26 protein-coding genes are annotated in these 25,933 nt (G+C 47.5%); 5 read left to right on the top strand and 21 right to left on the bottom strand.

The window, feature by feature from the left end:
- The 15 genes from B067_RS20865 to gspC all read right to left on the bottom strand — a co-directional run.
- Positions 1 to 195, bottom strand: a 195-nt coding sequence (locus B067_RS20865; protein WP_420806529.1) for a transposase, incomplete at its 3' end; no start/stop codon positions are given.
- 181 nt (positions 196 to 376) lie between these two features.
- The gene (locus B067_RS0117565) at positions 377 to 1,111 is read right to left on the bottom strand and encodes a TerC family protein (RefSeq protein WP_019531406.1); all 735 of its coding nucleotides are present in this window, start codon (positions 1,109 to 1,111) and stop codon (positions 377 to 379) included.
- 251 nt (positions 1,112 to 1,362) lie between these two features.
- Positions 1,363 to 1,656, bottom strand: coding sequence for a hypothetical protein (locus tag B067_RS20860; RefSeq protein ID WP_156820890.1), 294 nt, complete (start codon positions 1,654 to 1,656; stop codon positions 1,363 to 1,365).
- A 92-nt stretch (positions 1,657 to 1,748) separates the two neighbouring features.
- Positions 1,749 to 2,513, bottom strand: a complete 765-nt coding sequence (gene gspN, locus B067_RS0117550; RefSeq protein ID WP_035802638.1) for a type II secretion system protein N — start codon at positions 2,511 to 2,513, stop codon at positions 1,749 to 1,751.
- A 2-nt stretch (positions 2,514 to 2,515) separates the two neighbouring features.
- A complete protein-coding gene (gene gspM, locus B067_RS0117545; protein ID WP_019531402.1) occupies positions 2,516 to 3,016 on the bottom strand; it encodes a type II secretion system protein GspM in 501 nt (166 codons plus the stop codon).
- Between the two features lie 4 nt (positions 3,017 to 3,020).
- A complete protein-coding gene (gene gspL, locus B067_RS0117540; protein ID WP_169335592.1) occupies positions 3,021 to 4,280 on the bottom strand; it encodes a type II secretion system protein GspL in 1,260 nt (419 codons plus the stop codon).
- A 12-nt stretch (positions 4,281 to 4,292) separates the two neighbouring features.
- Positions 4,293 to 5,294: a type II secretion system minor pseudopilin GspK gene (gene gspK, locus B067_RS20855; protein WP_019531400.1), complete on the bottom strand. Its 1,002-nt coding sequence runs from the start codon at positions 5,292 to 5,294 to the stop codon at positions 4,293 to 4,295.
- A complete protein-coding gene (gene gspJ / locus B067_RS0117530) occupies positions 5,272 to 5,904 on the bottom strand; it encodes a type II secretion system minor pseudopilin GspJ (RefSeq protein ID WP_019531399.1) in 633 nt (210 codons plus the stop codon). Before gspJ ends, gspK begins: the two co-directional genes overlap by 23 nt.
- A 1-nt stretch (position 5,905) precedes the next feature.
- Positions 5,906 to 6,325: a type II secretion system minor pseudopilin GspI gene (gspI, locus tag B067_RS0117525; RefSeq protein ID WP_240472883.1), complete on the bottom strand. Its 420-nt coding sequence runs from the start codon at positions 6,323 to 6,325 to the stop codon at positions 5,906 to 5,908.
- Complete coding sequence (locus tag B067_RS0117520; protein WP_156820888.1) at positions 6,315 to 6,929, bottom strand: prepilin-type N-terminal cleavage/methylation domain-containing protein; 615 nt, start codon at positions 6,927 to 6,929, stop codon at positions 6,315 to 6,317. Before B067_RS0117520 ends, gspI begins: the two co-directional genes overlap by 11 nt.
- A gap of 130 nt (positions 6,930 to 7,059) precedes the next feature.
- The gene (gene gspG, locus B067_RS0117515) at positions 7,060 to 7,515 is read right to left on the bottom strand and encodes a type II secretion system major pseudopilin GspG (RefSeq protein WP_156820887.1); all 456 of its coding nucleotides are present in this window, start codon (positions 7,513 to 7,515) and stop codon (positions 7,060 to 7,062) included.
- A 67-nt stretch (positions 7,516 to 7,582) separates the two neighbouring features.
- On the bottom strand, positions 7,583 to 8,818 hold the full coding sequence (gspF, locus tag B067_RS0117510) for a type II secretion system inner membrane protein GspF (protein ID WP_019531395.1): 1,236 nt from the start codon (positions 8,816 to 8,818) through the stop codon (positions 7,583 to 7,585).
- A 4-nt stretch (positions 8,819 to 8,822) separates the two neighbouring features.
- Complete coding sequence (gene gspE / locus B067_RS0117505; protein ID WP_205619998.1) at positions 8,823 to 10,277, bottom strand: type II secretion system ATPase GspE; 1,455 nt, start codon at positions 10,275 to 10,277, stop codon at positions 8,823 to 8,825.
- An 85-nt stretch (positions 10,278 to 10,362) separates the two neighbouring features.
- On the bottom strand, positions 10,363 to 12,396 hold the full coding sequence (gene gspD, locus B067_RS0117500) for a type II secretion system secretin GspD (RefSeq protein ID WP_019531393.1): 2,034 nt from the start codon (positions 12,394 to 12,396) through the stop codon (positions 10,363 to 10,365).
- A gap of 36 nt (positions 12,397 to 12,432) precedes the next feature.
- Entirely contained in the window at positions 12,433 to 13,371 is a 939-nt protein-coding gene (gene gspC / locus B067_RS0117495; protein ID WP_019531392.1) for a type II secretion system protein GspC, read from the bottom strand.
- 315 nt (positions 13,372 to 13,686) lie between these two features.
- On the opposite strand from gspC, the gene B067_RS0117490 reads away from it, so the two are divergent.
- Entirely contained in the window at positions 13,687 to 13,884 is a 198-nt protein-coding gene (locus tag B067_RS0117490; RefSeq protein ID WP_019531391.1) for a hypothetical protein, read from the top strand.
- Between the two features lie 80 nt (positions 13,885 to 13,964).
- Here the strand turns inward: B067_RS0117490 and B067_RS0117485 are convergent, their stop codons facing one another.
- From B067_RS0117485 to B067_RS0117475, 3 genes are read right to left on the bottom strand one after another with little or no spacing between them, the layout of a single operon-like run.
- Positions 13,965 to 15,266 (bottom strand): sodium ion-translocating decarboxylase subunit beta, encoded by a 1,302-nt coding sequence (locus tag B067_RS0117485; protein WP_019531390.1) that lies wholly within the window; start codon positions 15,264 to 15,266, stop codon positions 13,965 to 13,967.
- A 13-nt stretch (positions 15,267 to 15,279) separates the two neighbouring features.
- The gene (gene oadA, locus B067_RS0117480; protein WP_019531389.1) at positions 15,280 to 17,073 is read right to left on the bottom strand and encodes a sodium-extruding oxaloacetate decarboxylase subunit alpha; all 1,794 of its coding nucleotides are present in this window, start codon (positions 17,071 to 17,073) and stop codon (positions 15,280 to 15,282) included.
- A gap of 52 nt (positions 17,074 to 17,125) precedes the next feature.
- Positions 17,126 to 17,371 (bottom strand): OadG family protein, encoded by a 246-nt coding sequence (locus B067_RS0117475; protein WP_026244756.1) that lies wholly within the window; start codon positions 17,369 to 17,371, stop codon positions 17,126 to 17,128.
- A 426-nt stretch (positions 17,372 to 17,797) separates the two neighbouring features.
- On the opposite strand from B067_RS0117475, the gene B067_RS0117470 reads away from it, so the two are divergent.
- Positions 17,798 to 18,769: a tRNA dihydrouridine synthase gene (locus tag B067_RS0117470; protein ID WP_035802673.1), complete on the top strand. Its 972-nt coding sequence runs from the start codon at positions 17,798 to 17,800 to the stop codon at positions 18,767 to 18,769.
- Positions 18,770 to 19,049: 280 nt separating this feature from the next.
- Here the strand turns inward: B067_RS0117470 and B067_RS20850 are convergent, their stop codons facing one another.
- Positions 19,050 to 19,955: a DMT family transporter gene (locus B067_RS20850; RefSeq protein ID WP_019531386.1), complete on the bottom strand. Its 906-nt coding sequence runs from the start codon at positions 19,953 to 19,955 to the stop codon at positions 19,050 to 19,052.
- A gap of 524 nt (positions 19,956 to 20,479) precedes the next feature.
- Here B067_RS20850 and B067_RS0117460 point away from each other — a divergent pair.
- Together B067_RS0117460 and B067_RS0117455 are read left to right on the top strand one after the other, a co-directional pair.
- Entirely contained in the window at positions 20,480 to 22,054 is a 1,575-nt protein-coding gene (locus B067_RS0117460; protein WP_019531385.1) for an ExeA family protein, read from the top strand.
- Entirely contained in the window at positions 22,054 to 22,797 is a 744-nt protein-coding gene (locus tag B067_RS0117455; protein ID WP_019531384.1) for a general secretion pathway protein GspB, read from the top strand. The genes B067_RS0117460 and B067_RS0117455 overlap by 1 nt, the downstream gene beginning before the upstream one ends.
- Positions 22,798 to 22,807: 10 nt before the next feature.
- Here the strand turns inward: B067_RS0117455 and B067_RS0117450 are convergent, their stop codons facing one another.
- Both B067_RS0117450 and B067_RS0117445 read right to left on the bottom strand, forming a co-directional pair.
- Complete coding sequence (locus B067_RS0117450) at positions 22,808 to 23,731, bottom strand: hypothetical protein (RefSeq protein WP_019531383.1); 924 nt, start codon at positions 23,729 to 23,731, stop codon at positions 22,808 to 22,810.
- Positions 23,732 to 23,767: 36 nt separating this feature from the next.
- Positions 23,768 to 24,586 carry a hypothetical protein gene (locus B067_RS0117445; RefSeq protein WP_205619996.1) on the bottom strand — a complete coding sequence of 273 codons (819 nt, stop codon included), beginning with the start codon at positions 24,584 to 24,586 and terminating at the stop codon, positions 23,768 to 23,770.
- Between the two features lie 278 nt (positions 24,587 to 24,864).
- On the opposite strand from B067_RS0117445, the gene B067_RS0117435 reads away from it, so the two are divergent.
- Positions 24,865 to 25,878, top strand: a complete 1,014-nt coding sequence (locus tag B067_RS0117435; RefSeq protein WP_019531380.1) for an HDOD domain-containing protein — start codon at positions 24,865 to 24,867, stop codon at positions 25,876 to 25,878.
- Positions 25,879 to 25,933: the final 55 nt, after the last annotated feature.

The following is a 25,933-nucleotide window of genomic DNA, read 5'->3' as shown; positions in this document are numbered from 1 at the left end:
TAACAGTACCGCTGGGTCGTAGGCTGATCGGCCGCCTTTATCGTTTTTATATTTGTCGTTGAAGGCAGATAAATCAAGGCGGTTGCTGATGAGATGATGAAGTGTATATTCGAAGGTATTGGGCTGAAGCTGCTCTTCGAAGTTAATAACAACCATGGCTGTTTGGTTGTAATCGTAGGATTTGAAATTTGGCATGTAGACTCTCCGTGTAGATGCCGTATTTTATCAAAAAACACCGAGAATATTAAGTTTTTCTACAGCCTCAACGCCGCCAACACGGGCGGCAAAGCGGAGCTTTGACGTCCAGCCGCGCAGCGGCGTGTGTGCTTGGCCTTGTTATAGCCTGACCCTCCGGTTAATGAAGAATAATTTTCTATCACAGTTTCTTTCGCGCTCTCCTAGAAAGCATATTCAACCCTTCAATTAACACTGAGAAAGCCATGGCGGAATATATATAGCCCTTTGGTAAATGAGCTCCAAACCCATCAGCAATTAATGTGGTTCCGATTAGCAGCAAAAAACCAAGTGCTAACATGACTATAGTAGGGTTGGCATGAATAAATTTCGCAAGAGGTTCTGCCGCAAGAAGCATAGATAAAACAGTCAGAATAACAGCTAAAACCATTATTGGTATATGCTCGGTCATCCCTACAGCAGTAATGATACTATCTATTGAAAATACGATATCCAACACCAGTATTTGAAGCACAACTACCAAGATAGCAGTTGTTGCAACTGTTGGATTCAATGAATCAGGGCCTGGGTCGGGGTCTACGATATGGTGAATTTCCTTAGTTGCTTTCCACACCAGAAAAAAACCACCTGCAATTAGGATTAAATCTTTCCACGAAAAAGAATTCCCCAAAACCTCGACCACGGGGTAAGTAAGCTTAACAATCGACGCGATAATTCCTAGAAGGGCTAGCCTAAGAACCAATGCTGCTGCGATGCCTATTCGTCGTGCTTTAGCGCGTTGATCTTCGGGTAATTTATTTGATAACACAGAAATAAAAACAAGATTATCTATGCCAAGAACAACTTCCATTGCTGTTAACGCAAAAAAAGCCGCCCATGCATTAGGGTCATATAATAGTGAAATAAGATAATCCATCAGAAATATCCGAGATTGGAAGAATAGTTTGAGCTATAACAGTTTGTTCTTGGGAATGGCTACATCTAACCATAAAGTGTAGATCTAGGCAAAAAAGTATATACCTACACATTTATGTCTATATATAGCCCCATAAAAATGTCTACATCTAACCATAAATTACCACATCATCAATCATGGCCATCAAATCAGGGCGCTGCCTATGTATCAGGCCCAGCTCAACCGCTTGATGATACAAAAGTACCCACACTTTATGTTTTTTTACTCCACTGCGCACCTATTTGTTTAGCTTGCTGTCGTAGCTGAAACTCTTCAAAGGCAATAGGAATGGCCACACTTTGCCTGCGCTTATCAGTATGGTTGGCTAGTATGCTGAGGCCTTTACCGGCGTATTCACGCTCATCGACGATAATCTCTACAGTGGTATAGGTTTTATTATCATTGGGTTTGCGCCTATAACGCACAGGCACCAACTGCTTGCCATATTTTCGTAAAAAACGGTTGGCACCTGTCTGCCCCGGTTTCATTGTTTTTATTACGTTCATACTGCCTCCTTGCAATAATTATTGACCTTGATATTAGACTAACTTTTCTGGCTGTACACTGTGTAGTTCGGTAACCACACGCCAACTGCAATTTATTTCCACTCCCCCCTACGCCCAATAACCACAACCCCCTCACCCCGCTTCTTACCCAACCAAGCCACCGACTTAATTACCGCAGGGTTCAAGCCCTCTCTCGCGCTTGCGGTTAACTCCATTTGATACTCACCACTAAACATGGCGTTTACCAAACCCTCTAAACCCAAGCGGGCATTCTTGTCGCTTATGTTTACGGTAATAGCTTCGGCATTGCTGCTCAGCTGCGCTTGGTAATTACCCAGTGGCATGGGTACGTCACCGCCGCGCCAGATGATGTCGCGTAAGTTAATGGCACCTTGTAGCTTTTTAATTGTGTTTTCTTTAATGGCTATGCGGTTAAAATCAAAAAACACCTGGCCGCTGATTAATACCGGCACCCAAGGTTCGATAATCGATACCGGCACCTCACCGCGCACATCGCTTAGGTTTACGCTGCCATTAGGGTAAGCCTTGGCCGTTGCCATTAAGGTTTGCCCTGCCGCCTCGGTTTTAATACTGATGCTGGGGCTTAGTAACAATAAGCTTAACGGCTGAATAGACCACTGCAGTTTGCCTAAATAAAGACTGCCGCCATTAATTTTTACCGCCGCCTGGGCAACCTTGCCCTGCCAAAAAGACCCGTGAGCCTCGCCCAGCAGTAAATTGGGTGCTGCACTTTTAACGAGTAAGGTTAACAAGGACGCCGGAGCACTGGTTAATACAAAAATACAAAATAGCAGCGCATAAACTTTATAACGCCATTGCCAAACCTTTAACAACACAATCAACCCTTACGTATACGAACAGAACTACTGACTACGCCATCACTATTGCCCGGCGTAATGGAGGCATCTTTAACAATAACCGCGTACTCACTCTCTAGCTCGTGCAACCAAGCCACTAAGTCATTAAACGACACATCTTCAAAACGCAGCTGTATGTCGCCACTGGCCGAAGGCTGCATGCGTTTTAGCCTTAATTGATGGCGCAGCAAGCTGCTATCCACCAGCTGCGGCAAATTGACGTCGGTATTGTGCACGCCAGAGCTGTTTTGTAATTTTTTATATTGTGCTGCCAGTTGTTGCACATTTTGCAACTGCTGTTGCGCGACAATATTAGCCTGCTGCAACTTTTTATTGTCGGTAAGCACGGGCTGCCATATCGCTACATAAAAAACATAGGGCACTAACAACAGTAGCAAAGCGGCCACGTAATATTGCTCTTTGCGTTTCAGTTGATTAAAGCGCTCTAGCAGTTGTTGCTGTATAGACTGTAATGCATGCATAGTTTTAACCCCTCAAGCGCAAACGCGCCCGGGTTTTACCCCCTTCACTGCTGCTACCGGTTAACTCCGCCTGCACGCCTTGTTGCTGTAACTGGCTGCGCACACTCTCTACCTCTTTAAAGCTATTGGCCAATACGGTTAAGCGCACTTCGTTTTGGCTTTCGCTGTAATTCATGCTTTGTATGGTAAAACCCGGCACGGTATGGGTGATGGCGGCTATTTTTGCTAGCAGACTAACAAAGCCTTCACCGCTACCACCCTGCAAGGTTGCCACTTTACGTTTTAATTGTTTTTCGGCATTTATCACCGCGCCTTTTGGTATGGCGCTGCGATAGGCGCTTTCTATTTGGCTGCGCAGGCTGAGGTTTTTGTTTTGCAGGTGATAATTTTCGGTATAGGCATAGGCTAATTGTGCCACCGCAACTATCGCCAATAAGGCTAGCAGCTTGCGCCACTGCAGCCAGTATTTGCGCCAGGCCAAACCACGAGCAAACATGGCCTGTAACAGGTTAAGCTCATCGGCCGCTGTTTGCTGGGCCGTCATTAGCCCCCAATAATGGCCGCTTTGCCATAGCACTAATGCGCGCAACGCTTCTGGCAACACCGCTTTAACCTCGTCGCGTAGTGCATCAGTGCAATACAGCACGATGCTTTTGGGTAGCCCCTGCTCGGCTATAAGCAAACTTAGCGCCTGTGGTAATAACGCTGCAGGCAAGGCAAAACCTTGATAAGCCGATGAGCGCAGTAGGTAACGTAGCTCTACGTCGCCGTCACTGCCACTGTCGTCTACGCACAAAGTCCATTGCTGCTCTAACCAAGGCAACATTAATAATTCGGGGATAACTTTTTTAATATCTAGCTCGCGGTCAACAGCAGCTGCACGTATATCTGCCAACCAGTTAGACAACAGCTTACTGCTAATAATAGCAACGGGCACTTGTTCTTGTAGTGGCTCACCCAAGGCAAAATGCAATTCATCCACATCGGTAAGTAATTCATCTTCTAAACTATAGGGCAGTGTTTGCCGCAGCACTTTACTTTCACTGCTTTCAAAACCGTAGTGTTTGAGTGTGCAATATTGAGCGGGCACGATAAGTTCTAATTGCGTAGCTGCACTAAGGCTGGCCATTAATTCAACCGCGCTGCCGCTGTGTACCTGCTGGCTACTGGTATCTAGCCATTGATAATAAGGCTCGCCGTTAGCCTGCACGCTGGCTTTAACCATGGCAATAGCTGCTGCGTTATTGGGTGTTGGTGTGTTCACAGTCATCTCTCGTTATAAGGGTTGCTGGCTTCTAGCTATTACGGTGGCGCTATCATTACTGCGAAAAATAACACTGTATAGATGGTACTCTCTATCTAACATGAGCACCTTAGTGCTTAGTAAAAACATTTCGCTATTCACCGCTAGCTCACTGCTATCTATTTTTAAATCCGCTAAAGGCGGCTGGGTAAAAACACTAATATCGTCATAGCCGCCCTCTTCGGGCTGTTGCGCCTCGACTAAAATTGCAACGTCCATCTGCGATAAAGGCCTTAAATCTTTAGGCTTGTTTAAACTGCGCAACACTTCTTCAGTAGCCGTATTGATGTTAATTTTGCCATTACCCCATAGGGTAATATGCGGCAGTAGCGCTTGGTAAAGTTCTGGGGTAATGCCTTTTACCCAACGCAGCTCACTCACACTTTGCATAGCGCGGTTGCCAGCCCGCCCTGGCGGCGTGGCCTCGCTGTAATAATAGGACTCAGCACCACCGGGATCGCGCTCATTATTATCAACATCCAACCAATCAAACACCGCATTGGCAATTTCTTCTGCGGTAAACAGCTCCAAGGGCGCTTCCAAATTTAACGTTTGTAATAGCCGTATGAAACGCTCCTGCGGCACAGTGTAATCACCTGCAGAGCCTTTACTAGCCGACTGTAGCGTGTTGATGTTGATGCGCCCCTGTATATCTGACAAGGTTCCGGTAAATTGGGCAATCTCATTAGCAAAGGCTGTGGGCTGCTGCAAAATACCTTCACTGAGGTGATCATAGCTCCAGCTAGGATCCTGCAATACGGCACTACGCCCTAAACCTTCAGCCCCCACCAAATACGCATAGGCCTGCTGGCCGTGAATTTGGTTTTCTACACGCCTAAACATCACTAAAAAATCGCTGCTTACGGTAACTGCCAAGGAAGCCACGATAAACACAATAAGCAGGGCCACCACCAAGGCAGCGCCGGCTTGTTTTTTAATCGCCTTGGCGATGTTAGGGCGTGCTAAGTATTTCAAAGACACGCCTCACTAAGCCAAAACGATTTAGTTGTAGCTTTATTTCCAAAGCTGCGGGTAATTTCGTCTCATCCCAATTGGCCTGCCATTCGCCGCCTATATCATTACTCGCGGTGGCATCGGGTTTTAAAAAACGCAGTTCAAAGCTCTCGACATCAGCAATTAATTTTACGCGCTGCTTGCTGCTATCTTCATCTACCCTATCCAACACCAGCCAATGCTCACGCCATAAGGTGTTATCGCTAAACTCATAACGCACGCGCTGTAATTCACCGCGGCGTATCTCGCTGGGGTTAGTCCAACCGCGCCGGGTCAGTTGCAGCGGAAACTCGGCTAAATCTCCACCACTCAACGCCGCCTGCTCATGGCTGTATTCATCGATGATGGGCCGCGCTACCGCATTGCGTATATCGCGCTCTAATACAGTTAGGGCCAGCTGCACATCGCTAAGCTCTTGCGCTTTTAATTCATGTTGTTCGGCAGTGCTAATAGCCGTACTAATGGCACTGTAACCCAAAGCCGCCACAAAAGCGGTGATAGCCATAGCCAGCACCACCTCTATTAAGGTGAAACCTTGCTGCTGCTTTTGTTGAGATATGTATGTTTTCATATTAGCGACGATGGAAACTATCGGCTAAGGCCATTATTGTTACCAAAGGCTGGTCGCTATTGGGCTGGTCGCTCACCGACACCTGCATTTGGATAAAGCCTTGGTTAGCCGTTTTAATCGGTTTTATTTTCCAATACCAGCTGCGGTTGGCCATATCTTCTTGGCCGCTCTTTTCATCCTTTAATACGGTATTGCTATTTTTATTGCTAATACGCTGTAACTCAATTTGGTTTAATGCCACCCACTGGGCTACCGTTTTTTGATCTAAGTAAATGGTGTCATCAACCAAACTCATCATTTTGAGCATTAAGGCCGAAACGGCCGTAGCGACTATAAACAAAGCCACCATCACCTCTATGAGGGTAAAGCCTCGTTGTTTTTTATGCTTGCACCATCTAATTATGTTTATGCTATTCATCATTGGGTAAATCTAAGGCTATACGGCCCAGTAAATCACCGCTAACAGTATGCAGTAGTTGCTCGCCATCGCGGCTGTAGAACTGCACTTTAAAAGGTGTAATTTCGCCATTACCCCAAAAATAAATATCGGGTTTTATCTCTATTTTTTGGTTTTCTGGTTTTTTTTCTACCGGTACTTTTTGCCCTATCTGCAGCTCTATGCTTTCCATTTCTAAACGCAGCGTAAGTTGTGACGAAAAGAATAATTCTGCTTCTATTTCTTTAGGCGCTACCGGCAGCCATAACCAGCGCGGCTGCTCGTTACTCTCTTCAGCTGGAGCCCAATACACTCGTTGCAACCAGCGATAGGCAAACACTTCATCATCAACGCCGCCATTATTAGCGGGCGCATCATTGGTGCGAAAAATATCTATACCCCAGGGCTGTTGATTAATCACCGCTTCGTCGGCCACCATGGCGCTGAGGTTAGCAAATTGCTTTGCTTGGCTGCGAGCGTCGTCATCACCCAATCCTACGTTAACGGCAACCATGCCGATACCAAAGCCAATGATGAGTAGCACGACTAGTAGCTCTATGAGGCTGAAGCCCTGCTGATGTGAATGCATGCTTTTTATAATGGCTGCTACCTTCAATTTATTCGCTTGTGGACTCCGGCCTACCCCAGGGCACCCTCTCTTGCTGCGCAATTCACCTTGTGCGCCGGAGTGACGATTATTTGTAATCAATTAAGGGTTATCAACCTTCTTCGTTGTCTTTTTTCCACGTGCCCAGGTCGGCGTTTTGGTCTTCGCCGCCGGTTACGCCATCGGCACCTAGGGTGTAGATGTCGAAATCGTTATCGCTGAACTCGCTTGGGCTTAGGTATAGGTAGGGACGGCCCCAGGGATCTTTAGGCATTTCTTCTAGGTAGCCATTTTTTTTCCAGTTGCTGGGTATGGGGTCTATGCTGGGTTTGTTCACTAAAGCCTCTAAACCCTGCTCGCTGGTGGGGTAATTGTAATTATCTAAGCGATACATTTTTAAAGTGGTGGCTATGGTACTGAAATCTGCCTGTACTTTTTGTACCCGAGCGTCGTCAGCACGGTCTAATACATTAGGTGCCACTATACTCACCAATAAACCTATAATAACCAGCACCACCATAATCTCAATTAAACTAAAACCCTGCTGTAAACGTTTAGCTGTTCGCATCTCTAACCTCATCTATTAACTTTTGTCTTTAATCTTGCAACTTACAGCTTGCCGCTTAAAGCTGCCCTTAAGCTACCAAATTATTCATTTGTACAATAGGCAGTAATATCGCCACCACAATCAAACCCACAACAGCAGCCATTAGCACTATCATCATGGGTTCCATGACCGCCATTACACTGCCTAAGGTCATTTCTAATTCACGCTCTTGGTTTTTAGCACAGCGCGCCAACATGCCTTCTAATTCGCCACTGGCTTCACCGCTGGCTACCATGTGCACCATCATGGGTGGAAACACGCCCGCTTGATTGAGCGCCTTGTTTAAGCTCATGCCCTCTTGCACCGCCACCGCCACTTGCTCGCTGGCCGCACGCAGTTGTAAATTATTAAGCACGGCACCGGCTATGCGCAGTGCCTCTAACAGCGGCACACCGCTGGAGGCTAAAATACTTAAGGTGGAGGCAAAGCGGGCGCTATCGGCGGCGGTAAAAAAGTCGCCTATAAACGGCAGCTTTAATTGCAGCTTATGCCAGAGGTAACGGCGACTGGGTTTCTTGAGTAATTGTTTAATGGCAACAATAAACGCAATTATGGCGATTAATAACCAATGCCCCGAGCTATTAATAAAATCGCTGAGGGAAATAAGTACTACGGTGATGGCGGGTAATTCTGTGCGCGATTGCTGAAACAAACCCACTAGCTCTGGCACTACAAATATCATTAGCAGCGACACTACGCCCACCGCCACTAACATTAAAATAATGGGGTAGATCATCGCCATTTTTAATTTTTGCTGGGTGTACTGGCTGTTTTCGGTGTAATCCGCTAACTGCTCTAACACCAAACCTAAAAAGCCCGCGTGCTCGCCCGCTTTCACCATGGCGCAATACATGCTGTTAAACACCTGCGGAAAATCACCCAAGGCGTAGGCCAAGCTATGGCCTTCTAATACGCGTGCCCGAACTTGTAGAATCAAACTTTTTATTTTTGGCTTTCTGGCTTGTTGTGCTGAAGCGGTTAAGGCTTCATCCAAGGGCATATTGGATTGTATTAAGGTGGCCAATTGGCGGGTGAGCATAGAGAGATCGGCGGAGCTAATACGGGTTTTAAAAAGCCCGCCGCCCTGCTTATCGGTTTTGTTATCGCTAGTGCTAGCTCTAGCCCCAGCAGCGGAACTGACTTCTACCGGTTTTAATTGCTGCGCTCGCAATAGGCTGCGTACCTGCCGCTCGGAGTCGCCCTCGACTATGCCCTTAGTCATTTTGCCTTTGGCGTCTAACGCCTTGTACGCATATGCAGCCATGGCGTTACGCTGCGGTTACCCGCAACACCTCTTCTACCGTAGTTTTGCCTGCCAATATACGTTGACGGCCATCTTCTAAAATACTATTGGAGGATTGCCGCGCATAGGCGGTCATCGCTTGCTCGCCGGCTTGCTCGTGCATCATCAGCCGCAGTTGATCATCCACTTCGATTAATTCATAAATACCGGTACGGCCACGGTAGCCAGTGTTATTACAGTGCGAGCAGCCTTTAGATCTAAACAGCTGCGCGGTTTGCCCCGGTAAATTGAGCAACGCCAATTCCGATTCGCCCGCCTGGTAAGGCTCTTTGCAATGGCTGCACAGCAAACGGATTAAACGCTGTGCCATTAAACCAATGACACTGGAGGATAATAAAAACGGCTCTACCCCCATATCTTGCAAACGGGTTACCGCACCTATGGCGGTGTTGGTATGCAAAGTCGATAATACCAAGTGGCCAGTTAAACTGGCTTGCACGGCGATGTCGGCGGTTTCGGTATCGCGTATTTCACCGACCATGACTACGTCCGGATCTTGTCGCAAAATAGCACGCAGGCCACGGGCAAATGTCATGTCGACTTTGGCATTCACTTGCGTTTGGCCTATACCCGGCAAAATATATTCTATGGGGTCTTCTATGGTTAAAATATTACGGCTGCTGTCGTTAATTTCGGTGAGGCCAGCATACAGTGTGGTGGTTTTACCGGAGCCTGTGGGGCCAGTGACTAAAATAATGCCATGCGGTGTATGTAATAATTTTTGAAATTTATTATATACCTGTTCGCTCATATGCAGCTGCGATAACTGTAACTGCCCCGCCTGTTTATCTAACAAACGCAGCACCACCCGTTCGCCGTGTGCAGAAGGAATAGTCGACACTCGTATATCCACCGCATGGCCTGCTAGGCGCACCGAGATGCGGCCATCTTGCGGTATCCGTTTTTCGGCAATATCTAATTTCGCCATCACTTTTAAACGCGAAACCAACAAGGGGGCCAGCATACGCTTGGGGCTTAGTACTTCGGTTAACACACCGTCTACCCGAAAACGTACGGTGAGTTTATTTTCAAAGGTTTCGATATGGATATCAGAAGCTTGCTCGCGCACCGCCTGCGATAAGATGGCATTGATTAAACGGATAACCGGAGCATCATCTTCGGCATCCATTAAATCACCCATGTCGGGAATTTCATCGGCCAAGCGCGATAAGTCTATGTCGGCACCCATATCTTCAGCCATTTGCACGGCTTCGTTATTATCACGCTGATAACGCAGGCTTAGCCGCCGTTGAAATTCATCATCGCTTAATTGGCTACAGGTGAAATGGCTGCCCAATACTCGCTGCACTTCTAACAGCGTCGCTAAGCGTAAACTATCCCTATGTAATAGCACCGGCGTAGCTTGGCTATTATCAATAATTACGCCATGGGCTTGAGCAAAACTAAAAGGCACATGCATAGGCGCTGACGGCAACTCTGCAGCTTCACTGGTAACGTGCTCTTCGTTGTTGTTTTGTTCTGTGCTACTAGCCTCAGCCGACATATCAACCACCCTGCAATGCAGTATCGGCTGCCTGTTTTTGCTCTAACCTTTGCTGCTCACGTATATCGTCTAACTGGTTTAGTTGCTCCTGCCACTCAGGCAATAGTGGTAGGACGGCATGATCCACAAACTCTACCCCGCCCTCTATACGCTCTAATTGTTTTTGTCTTATCAGTTTATATTTAACGGCTGTGACTGCATCCATCTCGCGATTATCGCGAATAATGCTGGAACGCAAAAACACCAACAAATGCGTTTTACCGTAAGTGGTGCTAGTGCTTCTAAATAAAGCTCCAAGAAAGGGGATATCACCTAGGAAAGGGACTTTTTGCTGAGTTTCAGTGACATTGTCTTTGATCAAGCCACCCAAAACGATAGTTTGGCCGTTATTCGCTAAAATTTTGGTATTGATTTTTCGCTCGGTGGTAATCAAGTTACCGTTAATGGCCGAACCGGGTATAGCGTCTGACACTTCCTGCGAAAGCGCCAGTATTAAAGAATCGCCCTCATTAATTTGTGGCGTCACTTTTAAGGTAATACCCACGTTTTCCCGCTCTACGGTTTGAAAGGGGTTACCGGGATTAGATGATGTGCCACCGGTGCTGGTGTAAGAGCCCGTCACAAAGGGAATGCTTTGCCCCACCACTATAGAGGCCTCTTCGTTATCTAAGGTTAATAAAGAAGGAGTAGATAATATATTGGCTTGGCTATTGGTTTTTAAGGCATTGAGCACCACATTAAAACTTAAGGCCTTATCCAAACGACCGATGCCTAACACCTGCCCAGGTACTTGCGACAGTGCTCCGGCCAAACCCAAGGTTGGATCGACGGTATTACCATCGCTATCCTCGCCGGTGCTGGCAGCGCCTAAAGCCCCAGCCAAACCGGCGCCGGAAGAAGAGCCATAGGAGCCATTGTCATCAGAAAACAACCACTCTACGCCTAGGCTTTGGCCATTATCGGCGGACATTTCTACAATAATAGCCTCAACCAACACTTGCGCACGGCGTATATCTAAACGCTGCACCACCGATAATAAAGACTGCATCACATCGGCATCGGCGGTGATAATTAAGGCATTGGTGCCGGCATCTGCCTCAACCGTAGCCACAGATTTTTTCGCTGACTTAACACCATCATTCTGTGACATACCATCAATGTTTTGTATGACTTTACTGAGCATTTTTGACAGCTCTTCGGCTTCGGCATACTCCAAGTAAACCACTTTCACGTTGCCGCTTTGGGTTAGCGGTGTATCCAAATGCTTAACCAAAATTTTAATGCGCTGGCGCTCTAACTCATCGCCGTTGATTAATATGCTATTGGTACGCTTATCGGCAACCAATAAAGTGGATGCCGATTCAGGCTGGCCCTTAGTTTGCTCACGCTTTTGTAGCTTCTCTAACATTTTTACCACTTCTTCAGCGGCGGCATGCTCTAGGCTAACAATTTCAGTTTTTTCCTGGGCCGATCTATCGATCTGTTGAATGATTTTTTGTATGCGTAAAATATTGGCGCGCGTGTCGGAAATAATAATGGCGTTGCTAGGCGCATAGGCGGCCATATGGGATTGCTGTGGCGCTAAGGGCCGCAACACGGGAATCAGTTTGGCTGCCGAAATATTCTCTAGCTGAATAACTTGAGTGATCACCTCACTGGTTTCTGGGCCAGAATCCAGCTCTACCGGCACCGGCGAACTGCGCGCATCTTTGGTGGGCACTACCCGTACCACACCGGTATTTTCTATAGCGGCAAAGCCATGGATATCCAAGATGGTTAAAAATAAGTTGTAGTACTGCTCGCGGTTTAAGGGCTTGGATGAAATCACTTGCACCTTGCCCTTCACCTTGGGATCTATGATGATGGTTTTATCGGTAGCCTTGGCCACGCTGATAATCAGCTGCTGTATATCCATTTCCTTGGAGTTCAAAGTCCAGGTTTTTTCTAGTGCCACAGCGGGCATAGCTAAAGCCGCGCTAACTAGCAACCACAACCACGGTTTAATTTGACGACTACGGGTCACAATAAAACTCACACGATTACCTAATTATTTAGTTATTAATATGGGGGTTTACTCGCTATCCAGCGAAATAAGCATTTGTATAGATTGACCATCACGCTCAATAATAAAGGTGGCCTGTTTCGCCGAACGCATAATTTTATACAGCTCCACAGCCTTGGCCGGGTCATTGAGGGTAATGCCGTTAATACTGGTAACCACATCATTGGATTTTAGCCCCAACTGCTCAAATTGCTGCTTATCCCGGCCTGGATTTATGCGGTAACCATACATTACCCCGTCCACTTGGTACGGACTAATACGCAGGGCATCCGCCAAGGAGCTGGGGTTTTTATAAAGACGCTGTCGATACTCTCTGGCCATGCTGCTGACCTGACCATTCTCGCGCTTATCCTGCTGCCTCACTTGTTGCTGAGCCGGGCTAGGCTCGCTGACTTGGCTATCACCATCTGCGTCACCCTCAAACAGCCATAGCGACTCATAACGCCCCGCGTTTTCTATAATCACATGATCGCGGTAAATTTGCGATAACAGCACCCGCCCTACAGGCAAGCTGTCGCCTATACTGTATTGCTCTTCTTTGCCCTGATAGACGATCATCGCCAAGGCATCGTCAGAGTTGCTGGTCAGCACAACCCCGTTTAATTGTAGGCTTAAACGTGTGGGCTCAGCCTCGACGGTTTGCTTAGGCTGCACCACCGCAGCCTCGGCCTGCACCGTACCACCCTGCATAGCACCAAATAAATTATAAGATTGCAGCTGCGTAATATCGACCTGCTGGCCAGGCTGTGCCCCCAGCCCTTGGCTGCTAGCCACTACAGGCATAACACTGGGTTCAGCTTCAGGCAGTAACAGCCACAGCCACTGGCTCAAGGTATAGAGTAATAATACGGACAAGCCAAAACATAGGCCTCGGTACCACACCAGTACCGGTAGACTTTGTACGGCCTGTAAAATAACGAGCAAACGCTCTGGCACCACTGATGTCATGGCTAACTTGGACAACACACACCCCAATTTCGACTTTTTATTATCAAGAGTATCAAGCCACACATTATAGGCGTCCAAAGATTAGGATTCATCCTTTCCTTACCTCGCAGGGAAATCATTTCTGTGACTTATTCACATTTTGAAGGCAAAAGCTGGCAGGACATCTACATTGAGCTACTTTATAGTATCTGGCTTAGCTATCCCCATGACATTAGCCACTACCATTGCACAGCACATCAACTATAACGGACTGCGACAGTACTGTGACAAACAGCTTTCAACCCTATTATTAAACGACAACAATATAACAAAATTATGACAATACTCATTAACCGCAGAGCCATCAGTGATCGCAGACTAGGCAACGATAGACGCAAAGCCCCTAGGCTAGACCTCAGCCATAAGCGCCGCCGTAAAAGCGACGACCGCAGAGACAGCGCCCGCACCCTAGTAGAAGACTTTCATGCCAGCATCGCCCTTAGGCAATTAAGCAGCAGCAAGCTCGCCCACTGATCACCTACTGAGCGATAAGCCATCGAATAGTTACAGGCATAAAAAAAGCCCGCAAGCGGGCTTTTTAATAAGATCTACGCTTAACCTACCAGACTAATCATTACCCCTGCCGCTACCGCAGAGCCTATAACGCCCGCTACATTGGGGCCCATAGCATGCATTAGCAAGAAGTTTTGTGGGTTGTATTCTAAGCCTAGCTTATTCGACACCCTGGCTGCCATAGGCACTGCCGACACACCTGCCGAGCCTATCAGTGGGTTAATAGGCGTGCTAGAGAACTTGTTCATAACCTTCGCCATTATTACACCGCAGGCGGTACCTATACCAAAGGCCACAATACCTAGCGCTAGAATACCCAGCGTACTCAAGTCCAAAAACTTATCGGCACTGAGTTTAGAGCCCACCGACAAACCTAGGAATATGGTAACAATATTGATAAGCGCATTTTGTGCGGTATCGCTTAAGCGATCAACTACACCACACTCTCTCATCAAATTACCAAAGCAGAACATACCCAATAACGGTGCCGCACTAGGCAGGCATAGTGCCACCAAGATTAATAGCACCAAGGGGAATACGATCTTCTCTACTTTCGAGACCGGGCGTAATTGCACCATCACTATCTTGCGCTCAGCCTCAGTGGTTAAGGCACGCATAATAGGGGGTTGAATTAACGGTACCAAAGCCATATACGAGTAAGCAGCAACCGCGATAGCACCCAGCAAATCTGGCGCCAACAAGCTAGCCACATAGATAGCCGTTGGCCCGTCAGCACCGCCGATAATACCTATGGCGGCCGCGTCCTTCATGCTGAAGTCCATCCAGCCCAAGCTGGTTAAACCCACCGCTCCTATCACCGTGGCAAAAATACCAAACTGTGCCGCCGCTCCTAAAAACAAGGTTTTAGGGTTAGCTAATAGAGGGCCGAAGTCAGTCATGGCGCCCACACCCATAAAGATCAATAAGGGTGCGGCACCACTGGCTATAGCTATGGTATAAAAGTTATACAGCATGCCATTAGCAAAACCTGCATCGCTAGCGGCTTGCACCGCATGATGATGAGCCTCGGCAGGGGCTACGCTATAGGCCTGCAATAAGGCCTTGCCCGATTCCCAACTGCTTAAACCCAGTGCGTGACCGACTTGCTGCAGCACTGTCATATCACCGGACATCACTGCATTTTCTACTGCCGAATAGGCCAAACCAGCACCCGGGATATTGGCCAAAATACCGCCAAAACCTATAGGCACTAATAGCAAGGGCTCAAAGCCCTTACGAATAGCCAAGTACAGTAGCAATAAACCCACGGCTATCATTATCATTTGGCCTGATTGCGCCTGATAGATGCCCGAGTCTTGCCACAGTATAAGTAACTTCTCCATGCAACAATCCCCGTTATGCGATAGAAATCAAAGTATCGCCAACGGCAACGGTGTCGCCCTCTTTGACATCAACAGAAGCAACCACACCGGCTTGCGCCGCGCGTACTTCTGTTTCCATTTTCATGGCTTCAAGGATAAGGATCACGTCACCCTGTTGGATATGCTCACCCACGGCAACATTCACTTTAAAGATATTACCCGCTAATGGTGCCAACACAGGCTCTGCCGGGCCAGTAGCTGCCGCAGCACTCGCCGCAGGCGCTGCCGCGGTGTTTACCGGCGCAATGGCAGAAACATCACCACCATCAGCCACTTCAACCACATAGCTTTGGCCGTTAACCGTTACGGTATACACACCGCTATCGGTTGCTGCTGCCGGTGCTGCCGCCGCTACAGGTGCTTTACCGGTAGGTACGGGCTCGAAGGCATCGGGGTTGCCGCGGTTATCTAAAAACTTCAAACCAATTTGTGGGAACAAAGCGTAGGTTAATACATCGTCCACTTGGCCTTCACCGCTAGTAAGGCTAATACCTTTTTCTGCGGCCACTTCTTTTAGCTCAGCGGTTAGCCTGTCCATTTCTGGCTCTAGCAAATCGGCTGGGCGACAAGTAATGGCTTCAGCGCCATCTAATACGCGGGCTTGTAACTCGGCATTCATAGGTGCTGGGGTCGCGCCGTATTCGCCTTTTAAGATACCTTGGGTTTCTTTAGAGATAGACTTGTAACGCTCGCCAGTCAGTACATTAAGTACCGCTTGGGTGCCTACAATTTGCGAAGTAGGTGTAACTAGCGGGATGTAACCTAGGTCTTTACGTACACGGGGAATCTCGTCTAACACTTCAGCAAACTTATCTTCAGCGCCTTGATCTTTTAGCTGGCTTTCCATGTTGGTTAACATGCCGCCGGGTACTTGCGCCGTTAAGATGCGACCATCAACACCGCGCAACGAGCCTTCAAACTGAGCGTACTTCTTGCGCACTTCGCGAAAGTAGATGGCGATTTCTTCTAGTAACACTAAATCTAAGCCGGTATCGCGCTCAGTGCCTTCTAGCATGGCGACTAATGATTCAGTGGGGGTATGACCATAAGTCATAGACATAGAAGAGATGGCAGTATCGATATTGTCTATACCCGCCTCAACACACTTCAATGCCGTAGCGGCTGATAAACCGGTAGTGGCGTGACAGTGCATGTGCACAGGAATATTACAGCTCGCTTTTAACTTGCTCACTAACTCATAACCCACATAAGGCGTTAACAAACCGGCCATGTCTTTAATGGCGATAGAGTCTGCACCCATATCTTCTATGCGCTTACCCTGCTCTACCCACATGTCGATGTTGTGCACGGGGCTCAAGGTATAAGAGATGGTGCCTTGCGCGTGTTTGCCTTGTTTCTTAACCGCTTTCAGTGCTGTTTCGATATTGCGCATGTCGTTCATGGCATCGAATACACGGAACACATCTACACCGTTAACCGCACAGCGCTCGACAAATTTCTCAACTACGTCGTCCGCATAGTGGCGGTAGCCTAAAATGTTTTGGCCGCGAAATAGCATTTGCATAGGCGTGTTAGGCATGGCCTTTTTAAGCTGGCGTATACGATCCCATGGATCTTCGCCTAAGTAGCGTATGCATGCATCAAAGGTTGCGCCGCCCCACGTTTCTAATGACCAGAAACCTACCTGATCCAGCTTTGCAGCGATCGGCAGCATGTCGTCTAAACGCATGCGGGTAGCAAATAAAGATTGGTGTGCGTCACGTAACACGACGTCGGTAATGCCTAGTGGTTTTTTTGTTTCACTCATGGGTAACGAGCCTTTTATAATTTAACTAAAAAAGGGTGAACAGCGCTGCAAATTAACGCGCGCGGTGTTGTTTAATGGCGGCTGTGATAACGGCGACTAACTGACTATCGGCTTGTGTCGCGGTGGTTGTCGGACGTCCAGTAGCAGTAGCAACAACTGGTGGTTCGATCTTAACAAAGCGCTGTATTAACGCAGACATAATGGTAGTTAATACAACTAAAAGCGTTAAAAAAACAAATACAGTGCCCATGCCATAAAGCATTAGCTCTGTACCCTGCTGCATCAATGTCTGTTGCATTGCTTTACCTCGAATTTGCTTACAAGCGCCAGGATCTGCCGGAGCATGTCAGTATGTTAGTTAACGCTGTAGGGTCATCTACAGCCTCACTTAATAGGGGAGCGCTAATTTACCTATAAATACGGCGTTAGGCAACCAAACTACAAAAAGTAAAAAAATTACATTATCGTTAAAATTCAATCGCTTACGCCCATTTCCACTGTCTATTTATCAGCCAAATTGACGTTTACTGGCCTGCACCGCTCTTTTGCAAAAAGCTTATAGATCAATGAGTTAAACCGCCATTGTAGTAAAATTACATAATTATGCCGCACAGACTACATAATCGAGAATAGGCTTTTTATTCTGAGTAAAAAACTTATAATGCGCGCCATTAATGGAATAGATACGCTCAAAAATCAGCCACCCCAGCGACGTGCCCAACCTATGCGAATTATGCTTGCCCCTATGGAGGGCGTTGTCGACCACACTATGCGTGACATGCTAACGCGCATAGGCGGCATCGATCGCTGCGTCACCGAGTTTGTGCGGGTCACCAACCAGCTGCTACCACGCCGCGTATTTTACCGACTGTGCCCGGAATTAAAACAAGGCGGCACTACCCCCAGCGGTGTCCCCGTGTATGTGCAATTACTGGGTGGGCAACCCGAGCCTATGGCCGCCAATGCCCAACGTGCTGCCGAGCTGGGCGCACCGGGTATAGACATCAACTTTGGCTGCCCCGCCAAAACCGTTAACCGCAATGATGGCGGCTCGGTATTACTGCGTGAACCGCAGCGGCTATACGATATTGTTAGCGCCATACGCAACGCCGTGCCCCAGCCCACACCGGTCACCGCCAAAATACGTTTAGGTTTTGATGACCATAGCCTGCTGGCTGATATTACCGACGCCATCTTAGCCGCAGGTGCCAACGAACTCACCATACACGCACGTACCAAGCTGGACGGCTACAAGCCCCCCGCCTATTGGCAGCATATACACGCTATCCAAGCCAAGGCCAAGATACCGGTGATCGCCAACGGTGAAATATGGACGCCACAGGATTACCAACAGTGCTTAGCCGAAAGCGGCTGCCAAGATGTAATGCTGGGCCGCGGTCTATTAACCCGCCCCGACTTGGCTAGGCAAATACAGACCTTTAATAAAGGCGAAACTGTAACTAGCATGTGCTGGAGTGACATCGCCCAGCACTTGGCGCAGTTCAGCCTAGTCACAGAAGAAATGTACGAAGCCAAATATGTAGGCAGCCGAGTGAAACAATGGCTGAGCTATTTGCGCCAAGCTCACCCCATGGGCCAGCAATTATTTGAACAGGTCAAACGCATGCGCTGCCCGCAAGAAATTTATCAGACTATAGAGCAGCATAGAGAGGATTATTTGCTGACTAAGCGCTAGGGCTTGGAGCAAAGGCTTGATGCCTGTGCCTAGCAGCTGCCTTACTCCCGGCCAGTGCTGCTCACATAGATACTCTACTTTTCTTGCAACTTGTAGCTTGCCTCTTGTAGCTTAAATGTTTTCTCACTTCGCCATCACATCCAAATACAATATCACCGACATCGTCACCAGTATCACCGCCGTTAATACCCAGCGGGTACGCTGGCAACGTTTACAGGGCTTTTTCTTCGCCACAAGCACTCACCTCTTAAATCATATCATCACAGTTAATGGCAAGACGCTAACGGCTTAACCAGTAGCACTTCGCTTTTTGCCACAACCAAATAGGTATACCTTCATACAGCATTAGGCCAGTGATAATCAGGCCCGCCCCCATCAGCGTTATCGCCGATAACTCTTCACCGGCAATACTCATGCCCAGCCACAGCGCTAGCATAGGGGTAATCACCGGTATGATAGCGATTAGGCTCATAGGCAACTTGCCCAGTATGCTAAAAAAGGCAAAGAAACCCACCAGCGAACCAATAAAGGCCAAGTACGTAATACTGATCGCGCTGGTGCTACTGAACACTAGCTGATAATCATCAACTAATAACCACCAGCAGATAAACATGCCCGGCAGCGAAAACAATAAAGCCCCCACGGTTTGCTCAAAAGCCGGTACCGCTTTGCTTGCGTTATATTTTTTTAAATACACGCTACTCCAAGAGTAAATCGTGGTGGCCAACACCGTGAGCAGCACGCCATAAATAGCGTGTTCACTGAGATTTAATTGATTGTAAGAAATTAACACCAAGCCGGCCAAGGCAATGAGCTGCGCCACGACCCTGCGCCATGTTAAAAAATGCTCATCTAATATATAGGCGGCAAACACCGCAGACACCAAGGGCATTAAACCAAATAGCACCGAAATCAAACCCGAAGAAATAAACTGCGCGGCGTAATAAACCAACGGCATAGAGGGAAACAGGGTTAACGAGGCCAGGGCATAGGATTTAGCATTGCCCAGCTGCAAACGACCAGCCTTACGCCACAGCAGTGTAATCAATAACCCGCCCACACAAGCCAGCAACATACGCAGGCTTACTGCGGCGATGGGCGCTAGGCTATCGTTGCTCAACTTAATCGCCAAGGGCGTTGTTGACCAAATCAATATCACAGCAATATAGGCAGCAATAACAGCCATAGTAACCTCTACATCCTTGCCGTAGCATCAGCCTGCGGATGCTTGTTTGCGAGTATTAAAAACAAAAAAGCCGCAGGTTTCAGGCTGCGGCTATAGTAAACAATCTAAAAAAGACCTTAACTCAACCGCGCCCAATCCTAATCACCGCCACTGGATGACCCACCATAACCGGCAGCAACGGTAGCCGGCAATAATAGCCAGTAACAGACAACGCCAACATCGAGGCAATATTCATGTATATATCCGAGGGTGATAGTAGGGTGACTGCACAAAGGTATAACTTTAAATGACAGCCATTAGCGGCGTGGTAAAGATAAAACTATCGATAGCACTAAAATAATAGCACCAGTGTAATTTACCACCTTTAATATGCAAGCCTTATTTAGCAGCCAAACTATCCCCCACAGCTAAGGGTAAGCTGGGTTGGAGGGCACTCACCCCATAGCCTTCGCAGCAGTGCTAAGGCATAATGCCAACTAGCCAAAAACACTAATGATAAAGCGACAGGGTTAAGTACAGCGACTATGTATCACCGCTATTTTGGATTAACAGAACCGCCCTTCTCCATAGCCGTAGACCCGCGCTATTTATTTATGAGCGCCAGGCACCGCGACGCACTCGCTCACCTGCTTTATGGGGTAGGCGCTGGCGGCGGTTTTATTTTATTAACCGGCCCGGTGGGCACAGGCAAAACCACCATTACCCGCAGCCTGTTAGCACAACTACCCGTCAATACCGACTTAGCATTAGTGCTTAACCCCTCGCTTAACAGCCTAGAGCTACTAGCCACTATTTGTGATGAGCTAGCCATCGCTTACGATAAAGACGAACTGCAAGGTAAAATCCTTACCGATAAAATACACCGCTACTTAGTCGACAATTTTTCGCAGGGCCGCAACACGGTTTTGCTCATAGACGAAGCCCAGCATTTGCACTTTGATACCTTGGAGCAAATACGCCTGCTCACCAATTTAGAAACCAACACCAAAAAACTGTTACAAATTATTTTAGTGGGCCAACCTGAGCTGCGCACACTGTTACAAAAACCCGAACTCAGCCAACTAGCACAACGCATTACCGCACGTTTTCAACTCAGCACACTTAACTTGGCCGAAACCCAATCCTATATACGCCACCGCCTGCATATCGCCGGCCTGCCGGGCAACCAAAACCTGTTCCCTACCCGTATAGTTAAACAAATATATCTAGCCAGTCGCGGCACCCCGCGTATTATTAATGTGCTCTGCGACAGAATGCTATTAGGCTGTTACGGCAAAAACAAAACCATTATCGATAAAGCTATAGCCCAACAAGCTATCAATGAAGTCAATGACGAAGAGCAAAACACCACACCAACTTACCGCCACTGGCCTAGCATTAGCAAAGCCTTAGCCGCCACTGCGCTGATTATTATGGCTATTTTAGCGGCACCCAAACTGCAGCAATTTATTAGCAGCCCTGCCCAACCAGTACCAATAAGCATCCCTGTTGCTAGCGTCACCGCGCAAGAGCAAGAGCAAGTGCAATCCAACCCCCGTACTAGCAACTGGCATCCACAGGAAGACGCCGCCATCACACAATTAGCCTCGTATATGGGAATGGCTGGTGAGTGCGGCACCGCCTTTCGCTGCGAAACATTAACCGAGAACAACTGGGCTGCCCTAGCGCAATACCAACGGCCAGTGATGCTAGAACTTAGCGATGGCCAACAACGTTACTATGGCAACCTCATAGGTCTGGCCCAGCAACACGCCGAACTGTTAACCGTAGAGGGCAGCAAAACACTGGCGCTAACTGAATTAGCCTTTTTGTGGACCGGCAATTTTACCCTACTATGGCAGGCCCCAGAAAATTACGATGGCCCCATAGGGCTAGGGGATGAAGGTGCCCTAGTACAATGGTTAGGCCAGCAGTTTGCCCAGTTAGATCAGCAAAGCCAGCCTCTTAGTGAGCACACATTTAACTCCGCCTTATTCCAGCGGGTAAAGCTGTTTCAGCAAGCACAGGGCTTAACCGCTGATGGCGTAGTGGGTTTAAAAACCCTGCTCAAATTAGAGCAACAATTGCAGCCTACAACCGTTTTGAAGGGGGGCAACTAATGTCGCTAATTTTAGAAGCCTTAAACCGCGCCGACCGTGATAGAAGTGCCGCAGACCACAGCCCCAGCCTGCAAGCTGCACCTATTAATATAGAGCTCGCAAGCAGCGGCCCTAATATTGGTTTGTTCGCCGTTATAGGTTTAGCCATAGTGCTTTTAGGCGGCGGGTATTTTTATACTAACGCCAACAGCCCAAGCAATAACAATAGCTATGCTGAACAGGCCGCTACGACTATTGCTCCCATAACCGTACCCAGCATAGTAGCCCCTGTAATAAAAGCCCCGGCCATAACAGCCCCGATAGCCACTACAACTATAACTACAACTAAGAAAAACACAGCAAAAGAAATTATCATCGAAGCCAAACCGCCCATTAAAAACGACAATCCTGACGTAGCCAAGTTGTATCAACAACACAGTAGCAGCAAGCCTGTCGATGCGAGTGACAATACCGCCAGCCTAAAAACCAAGCTGGCAACAAGCAAGCAGTCCACCCTGCCACCCTTTTTGTCTTCCCTGCCAGTCACAGTGCAGAAACATATACCCACGTTAAATTACGACCAGCATATTTTTTTAGAAAGTGGTGAAAGTTTTGTCGAAATAAACGATAAAATATTTAAGGAGGGCGCGGCGATTACTAGCGAGTTAAGCCTAGAAAGCATACAAGAACGCTTTATTATTTTGCGCTACCAACAAACGCACTTTCGCTTAAGCGCGTTAAACAGCTGGGTTAATTTTCAGTAGTAGAGTCAATTTAATCTATTAAAAGCTCGGCCATATAAATAGAGGTCTTACCCTCATGGCTAGAGTAATAGCTGCACCACACTTTACCTTCATGCTCGACTAAACCGGCATAGCTACTATCCCCCTTCGAGGGCAGCGTTATTAATTCCTTAACCTTGCCCGCCTCTACATCCAAAGAACATAAGCTAGTTCTTTCGGGCTTTAATAAACGCACTGCCAGTAACAGCTGTTGATTCAATAACAGTAACGCCACCGGGCCACCGGTGTATATACCTAAGTCGCGCCACTGCCACTGTGTATAGGGCGCAACACTACGGCCTAATTGCGCGCTAGCACTATCGGCATCACGCCTTAGCAAACAACACAGCTCACCATTGGGCAGGCTAAATAAATCATGTTCGTTGGGGTAACCCAAACCATTTTGTGCCTTGCTAAACAAAGGGTCGACATAGGGGCTGTAACTATAATCAGCATTCATTTTATACAGTGTGGTACTTTCAGCGCTGGGCTTGTATGAGACGCCATAACCCACACCATCAATGAAACGGGTACGCCATATCCAATCGTGCTCTCTACCTACAGCTTGCGGTGTTGACCACTGCTGGCCGTCTTTAGAGTGATAAAGATAGCTTTGTAAATCCACCTTATCGTCACAGCTGCGATCAGCCCCTACAGTGGTAATCAGCAATTGCTGCGCGGGCGTTGCTACAATTTTGGGGTCTCGTAAATCTATAGATGCCATGGTTAATTCTGCTGCACACAGCCAATCAACTCCATTGCTGCTTTTTAATACGACTATGCGACCATCATTAGATACGTGGGCCTGCCCTTCGCGGAACACCAACCAAAAGCAATTTTTAAAATAACAAAGATCGGTAAAAGCATTATGCTCACCTCTATCCCATACTTTTTTTACCGACACCAACGCTAACATAGCCCTATATCCTAACTAACATTTTATAAATGTAGACTACGCATTACTGACACTGTGGTCGGACTCGGTAGCACCCTGCTGCTTCATATCTTTGCGCCAATCGGCCATATTCATTTCTATAGCAATAAAACCCGCAATCCAAACAAATTCATCCCACGCGTACATATAATGCCCCAGATAAATCCAGTGGCCTATAGCCACCCACAAAACCGTATAAAAAAGTATAGAAGCGGTATTTAGCACGCGCAGTCGTTTGCCACTGGATATGCCTTTATTCTGTAAACCCACCACCAACTCTATAACCAGCATAACCCCTATCCAACTAAGTGACTCAAACAAATCCAGCCACGACATATATTGCGCCAAGGCCAAACCGGGTTTATCGGTGATAGACTTTCTATCGCCTAATTGATAGAGCTCTGTACCTATTAATAAGTTATTACAATTATCGCTGTTTATTTCTACATACTGTTCGTTATATACATAGGCAATATCTTTATCCGCCCGCTCGCATAAATGCATAGCTTGTAAGGGTTGCTCGTCAGCCAACTCAATTACCGCTGCAGCATTAACGTAAATAGTGTGCGCCAAAAACAAATAACACACGGCGCGCACAATATTCATCGCTCTCACCCTAGCCGGGGTAAACGCATGGTCGCTTAAAACATAAGTTTCTAGTTCAAAAATAATTAACAAAACAAACCAGGCAGTTTCATCTATGCTGGTTTTAAAACTTGCCGCCCAGTCTAATAACCCAGAGCTAGCCGACAGCGTATGTTGTGCCACCTGCCATTCACCAACAATGTAAAGGCCATAATTAATGACCAATAAACTGTACACTAGTAACTTGATCAACTGGTGACCGCTTAAAGGTATAATGACCAGGCGTTTATTATTAGGGGTACTCATACGCGTTTGGGGCCCGTATTTAATAAATGTATATTCATATTGTTGATTGTTATACCTGCATCATAGGGCAAGCCCCGGTGATAGCCAACAGCTGAACCGCCAAGCCCAAGCCAGAATCACGTTGTTTCCATAAAATTGTTTCCATAAAACAGCTAAGCCCTTAGCAGTAGCCGTGAGTTGGACTACACTAAATAGCCTCCTCCCTAAACTGACTGTGCAGTATCATGACCGACCAACAAGCCCTTGCCATTTTTAGACGTTACACCTTATTAAGCACCCTAGATGACGGGCTATTTACCCGCCTCTGTAAGTCTATCAGCATCTGTGAGGCGGCCAAGGGTGATACCCTGTTTAGCCAGCACAGCAATGATACCTTAGACTTTTTTTTGGTTAGCGGCAGCGTCACTCTGAGTAACAACACCCAAGCCAGTAAAGTGATAGAGGCTGGCCTGCCCAACTCCAACCACCCACTATCGCCTAGCAAACCTAGGCAACACAGCGTTACCGCTAACGGCCCCGTGCAATACTTCACCCTGCCCAGTTCAGTCACCCAGCTATTACATGAAAAAAGAAAACGGCACAGCGACAGCATTACGCAACTAGCCTATGGCAATGATTGCTCCCATGACGCACTGTATAAACATTTTGAGCATGAGCTAAACCGCGGTTATTTTGTAATACCCAGTTTTCCAGAAACAGCACTAAGCATACGTAACGCCATAGACAACCCCGACTGCGACATTAATCAAGTGGTTAACCTAGCCCACAGCGACCCGGGCATTAGCGCCAAACTGATCAAAACCGCCAACAGCGTTTTATATCAGGGCGTAAACCCCTGCGATAATATTAGCAAGGCCGTTATGCGCCTGGGATTAGCTACCACCAAACAATTGGTGACCAGTTTTGCCATACTCAGTTTATTCGAATCTGATTCACCATTATTAAAACAGCAAATGGAATTAGCCCGGCAAAAAAGCATTAGTGTGGCCAGTTACGCCTTTATACTGGCCGAAAAAATCCCCTCGCTACATGGCGAAGAGGCCTTACTGGCCAGCCTATTACATCAAATAGGTAAGATAATTATTTTAAGCTATGCCGAGCACTACCCAGAATTTGATAAGCAACCCTTGCAACTGGCCTTAGCCATTAGCCAATTATCCAGCCATGCCGGCAAACTGGCCTTACAGGCCTGGGGGTTTTCGGAAAGCTTAATTGCGGTGGTGGCAGACTCGAATTAACCCCTACGCAAAAACACAGAGGCTAGCGATTATTGCGATTTAATCATAGCCTGCA

It is taken from the genome of Dasania marina DSM 21967 (genome assembly GCF_000373485.1).
GTDB lineage: Bacteria > Pseudomonadota > Gammaproteobacteria > Pseudomonadales > Dasaniaceae > Dasania > Dasania marina.
The sequence above is the reverse complement of the archived record's forward strand: the minus strand, read 5'-3'. Positions and strand labels throughout refer to the sequence as shown.

Coding starts and splice junctions, on each gene's coding strand:
- B067_RS0117565 (WP_019531406.1), bottom strand. CDS start 1,111: ATGGATTATCTTATTTCACTATTATATGACCCTAATGCATGGGCGGCT.
- B067_RS20860 (WP_156820890.1), bottom strand. CDS start 1,656: ATGAACGTAATAAAAACAATGAAACCGGGGCAGACAGGTGCCAACCGT.
- gspM (WP_019531402.1), bottom strand. CDS start 3,016: ATGCATGCATTACAGTCTATACAGCAACAACTGCTAGAGCGCTTTAAT.
- gspJ (WP_019531399.1), bottom strand. CDS start 5,904: ATGAAAACATACATATCTCAACAAAAGCAGCAGCAAGGTTTCACCTTA.
- gspI (WP_240472883.1), bottom strand. CDS start 6,325: ATGATGAATAGCATAAACATAATTAGATGGTGCAAGCATAAAAAACAA.
- B067_RS0117520 (WP_156820888.1), bottom strand. CDS start 6,929: ATGCATTCACATCAGCAGGGCTTCAGCCTCATAGAGCTACTAGTCGTG.
- gspG (WP_156820887.1), bottom strand. CDS start 7,515: ATGCGAACAGCTAAACGTTTACAGCAGGGTTTTAGTTTAATTGAGATT.
- gspF (WP_019531395.1), bottom strand. CDS start 8,818: ATGGCTGCATATGCGTACAAGGCGTTAGACGCCAAAGGCAAAATGACT.
- gspE (WP_205619998.1), bottom strand. CDS start 10,277: ATGCATGTGCCTTTTAGTTTTGCTCAAGCCCATGGCGTAATTATTGAT.
- gspC (WP_019531392.1), bottom strand. CDS start 13,371: ATGACATCAGTGGTGCCAGAGCGTTTGCTCGTTATTTTACAGGCCGTA.
- B067_RS0117490 (WP_019531391.1), top strand. CDS start 13,687: ATGACAATACTCATTAACCGCAGAGCCATCAGTGATCGCAGACTAGGC.
- B067_RS0117485 (WP_019531390.1), bottom strand. CDS start 15,266: ATGGAGAAGTTACTTATACTGTGGCAAGACTCGGGCATCTATCAGGCG.
- oadA (WP_019531389.1), bottom strand. CDS start 17,073: ATGAGTGAAACAAAAAAACCACTAGGCATTACCGACGTCGTGTTACGT.
- B067_RS0117475 (WP_026244756.1), bottom strand. CDS start 17,371: ATGCAACAGACATTGATGCAGCAGGGTACAGAGCTAATGCTTTATGGC.
- B067_RS0117470 (WP_035802673.1), top strand. CDS start 17,798: ATGCGAATTATGCTTGCCCCTATGGAGGGCGTTGTCGACCACACTATG.
- B067_RS20850 (WP_019531386.1), bottom strand. CDS start 19,955: ATGGCTGTTATTGCTGCCTATATTGCTGTGATATTGATTTGGTCAACA.
- B067_RS0117460 (WP_019531385.1), top strand. CDS start 20,480: ATGTATCACCGCTATTTTGGATTAACAGAACCGCCCTTCTCCATAGCC.
- B067_RS0117455 (WP_019531384.1), top strand. CDS start 22,054: ATGTCGCTAATTTTAGAAGCCTTAAACCGCGCCGACCGTGATAGAAGT.
- B067_RS0117450 (WP_019531383.1), bottom strand. CDS start 23,731: ATGTTAGCGTTGGTGTCGGTAAAAAAAGTATGGGATAGAGGTGAGCAT.
- B067_RS0117435 (WP_019531380.1), top strand. CDS start 24,865: ATGACCGACCAACAAGCCCTTGCCATTTTTAGACGTTACACCTTATTA.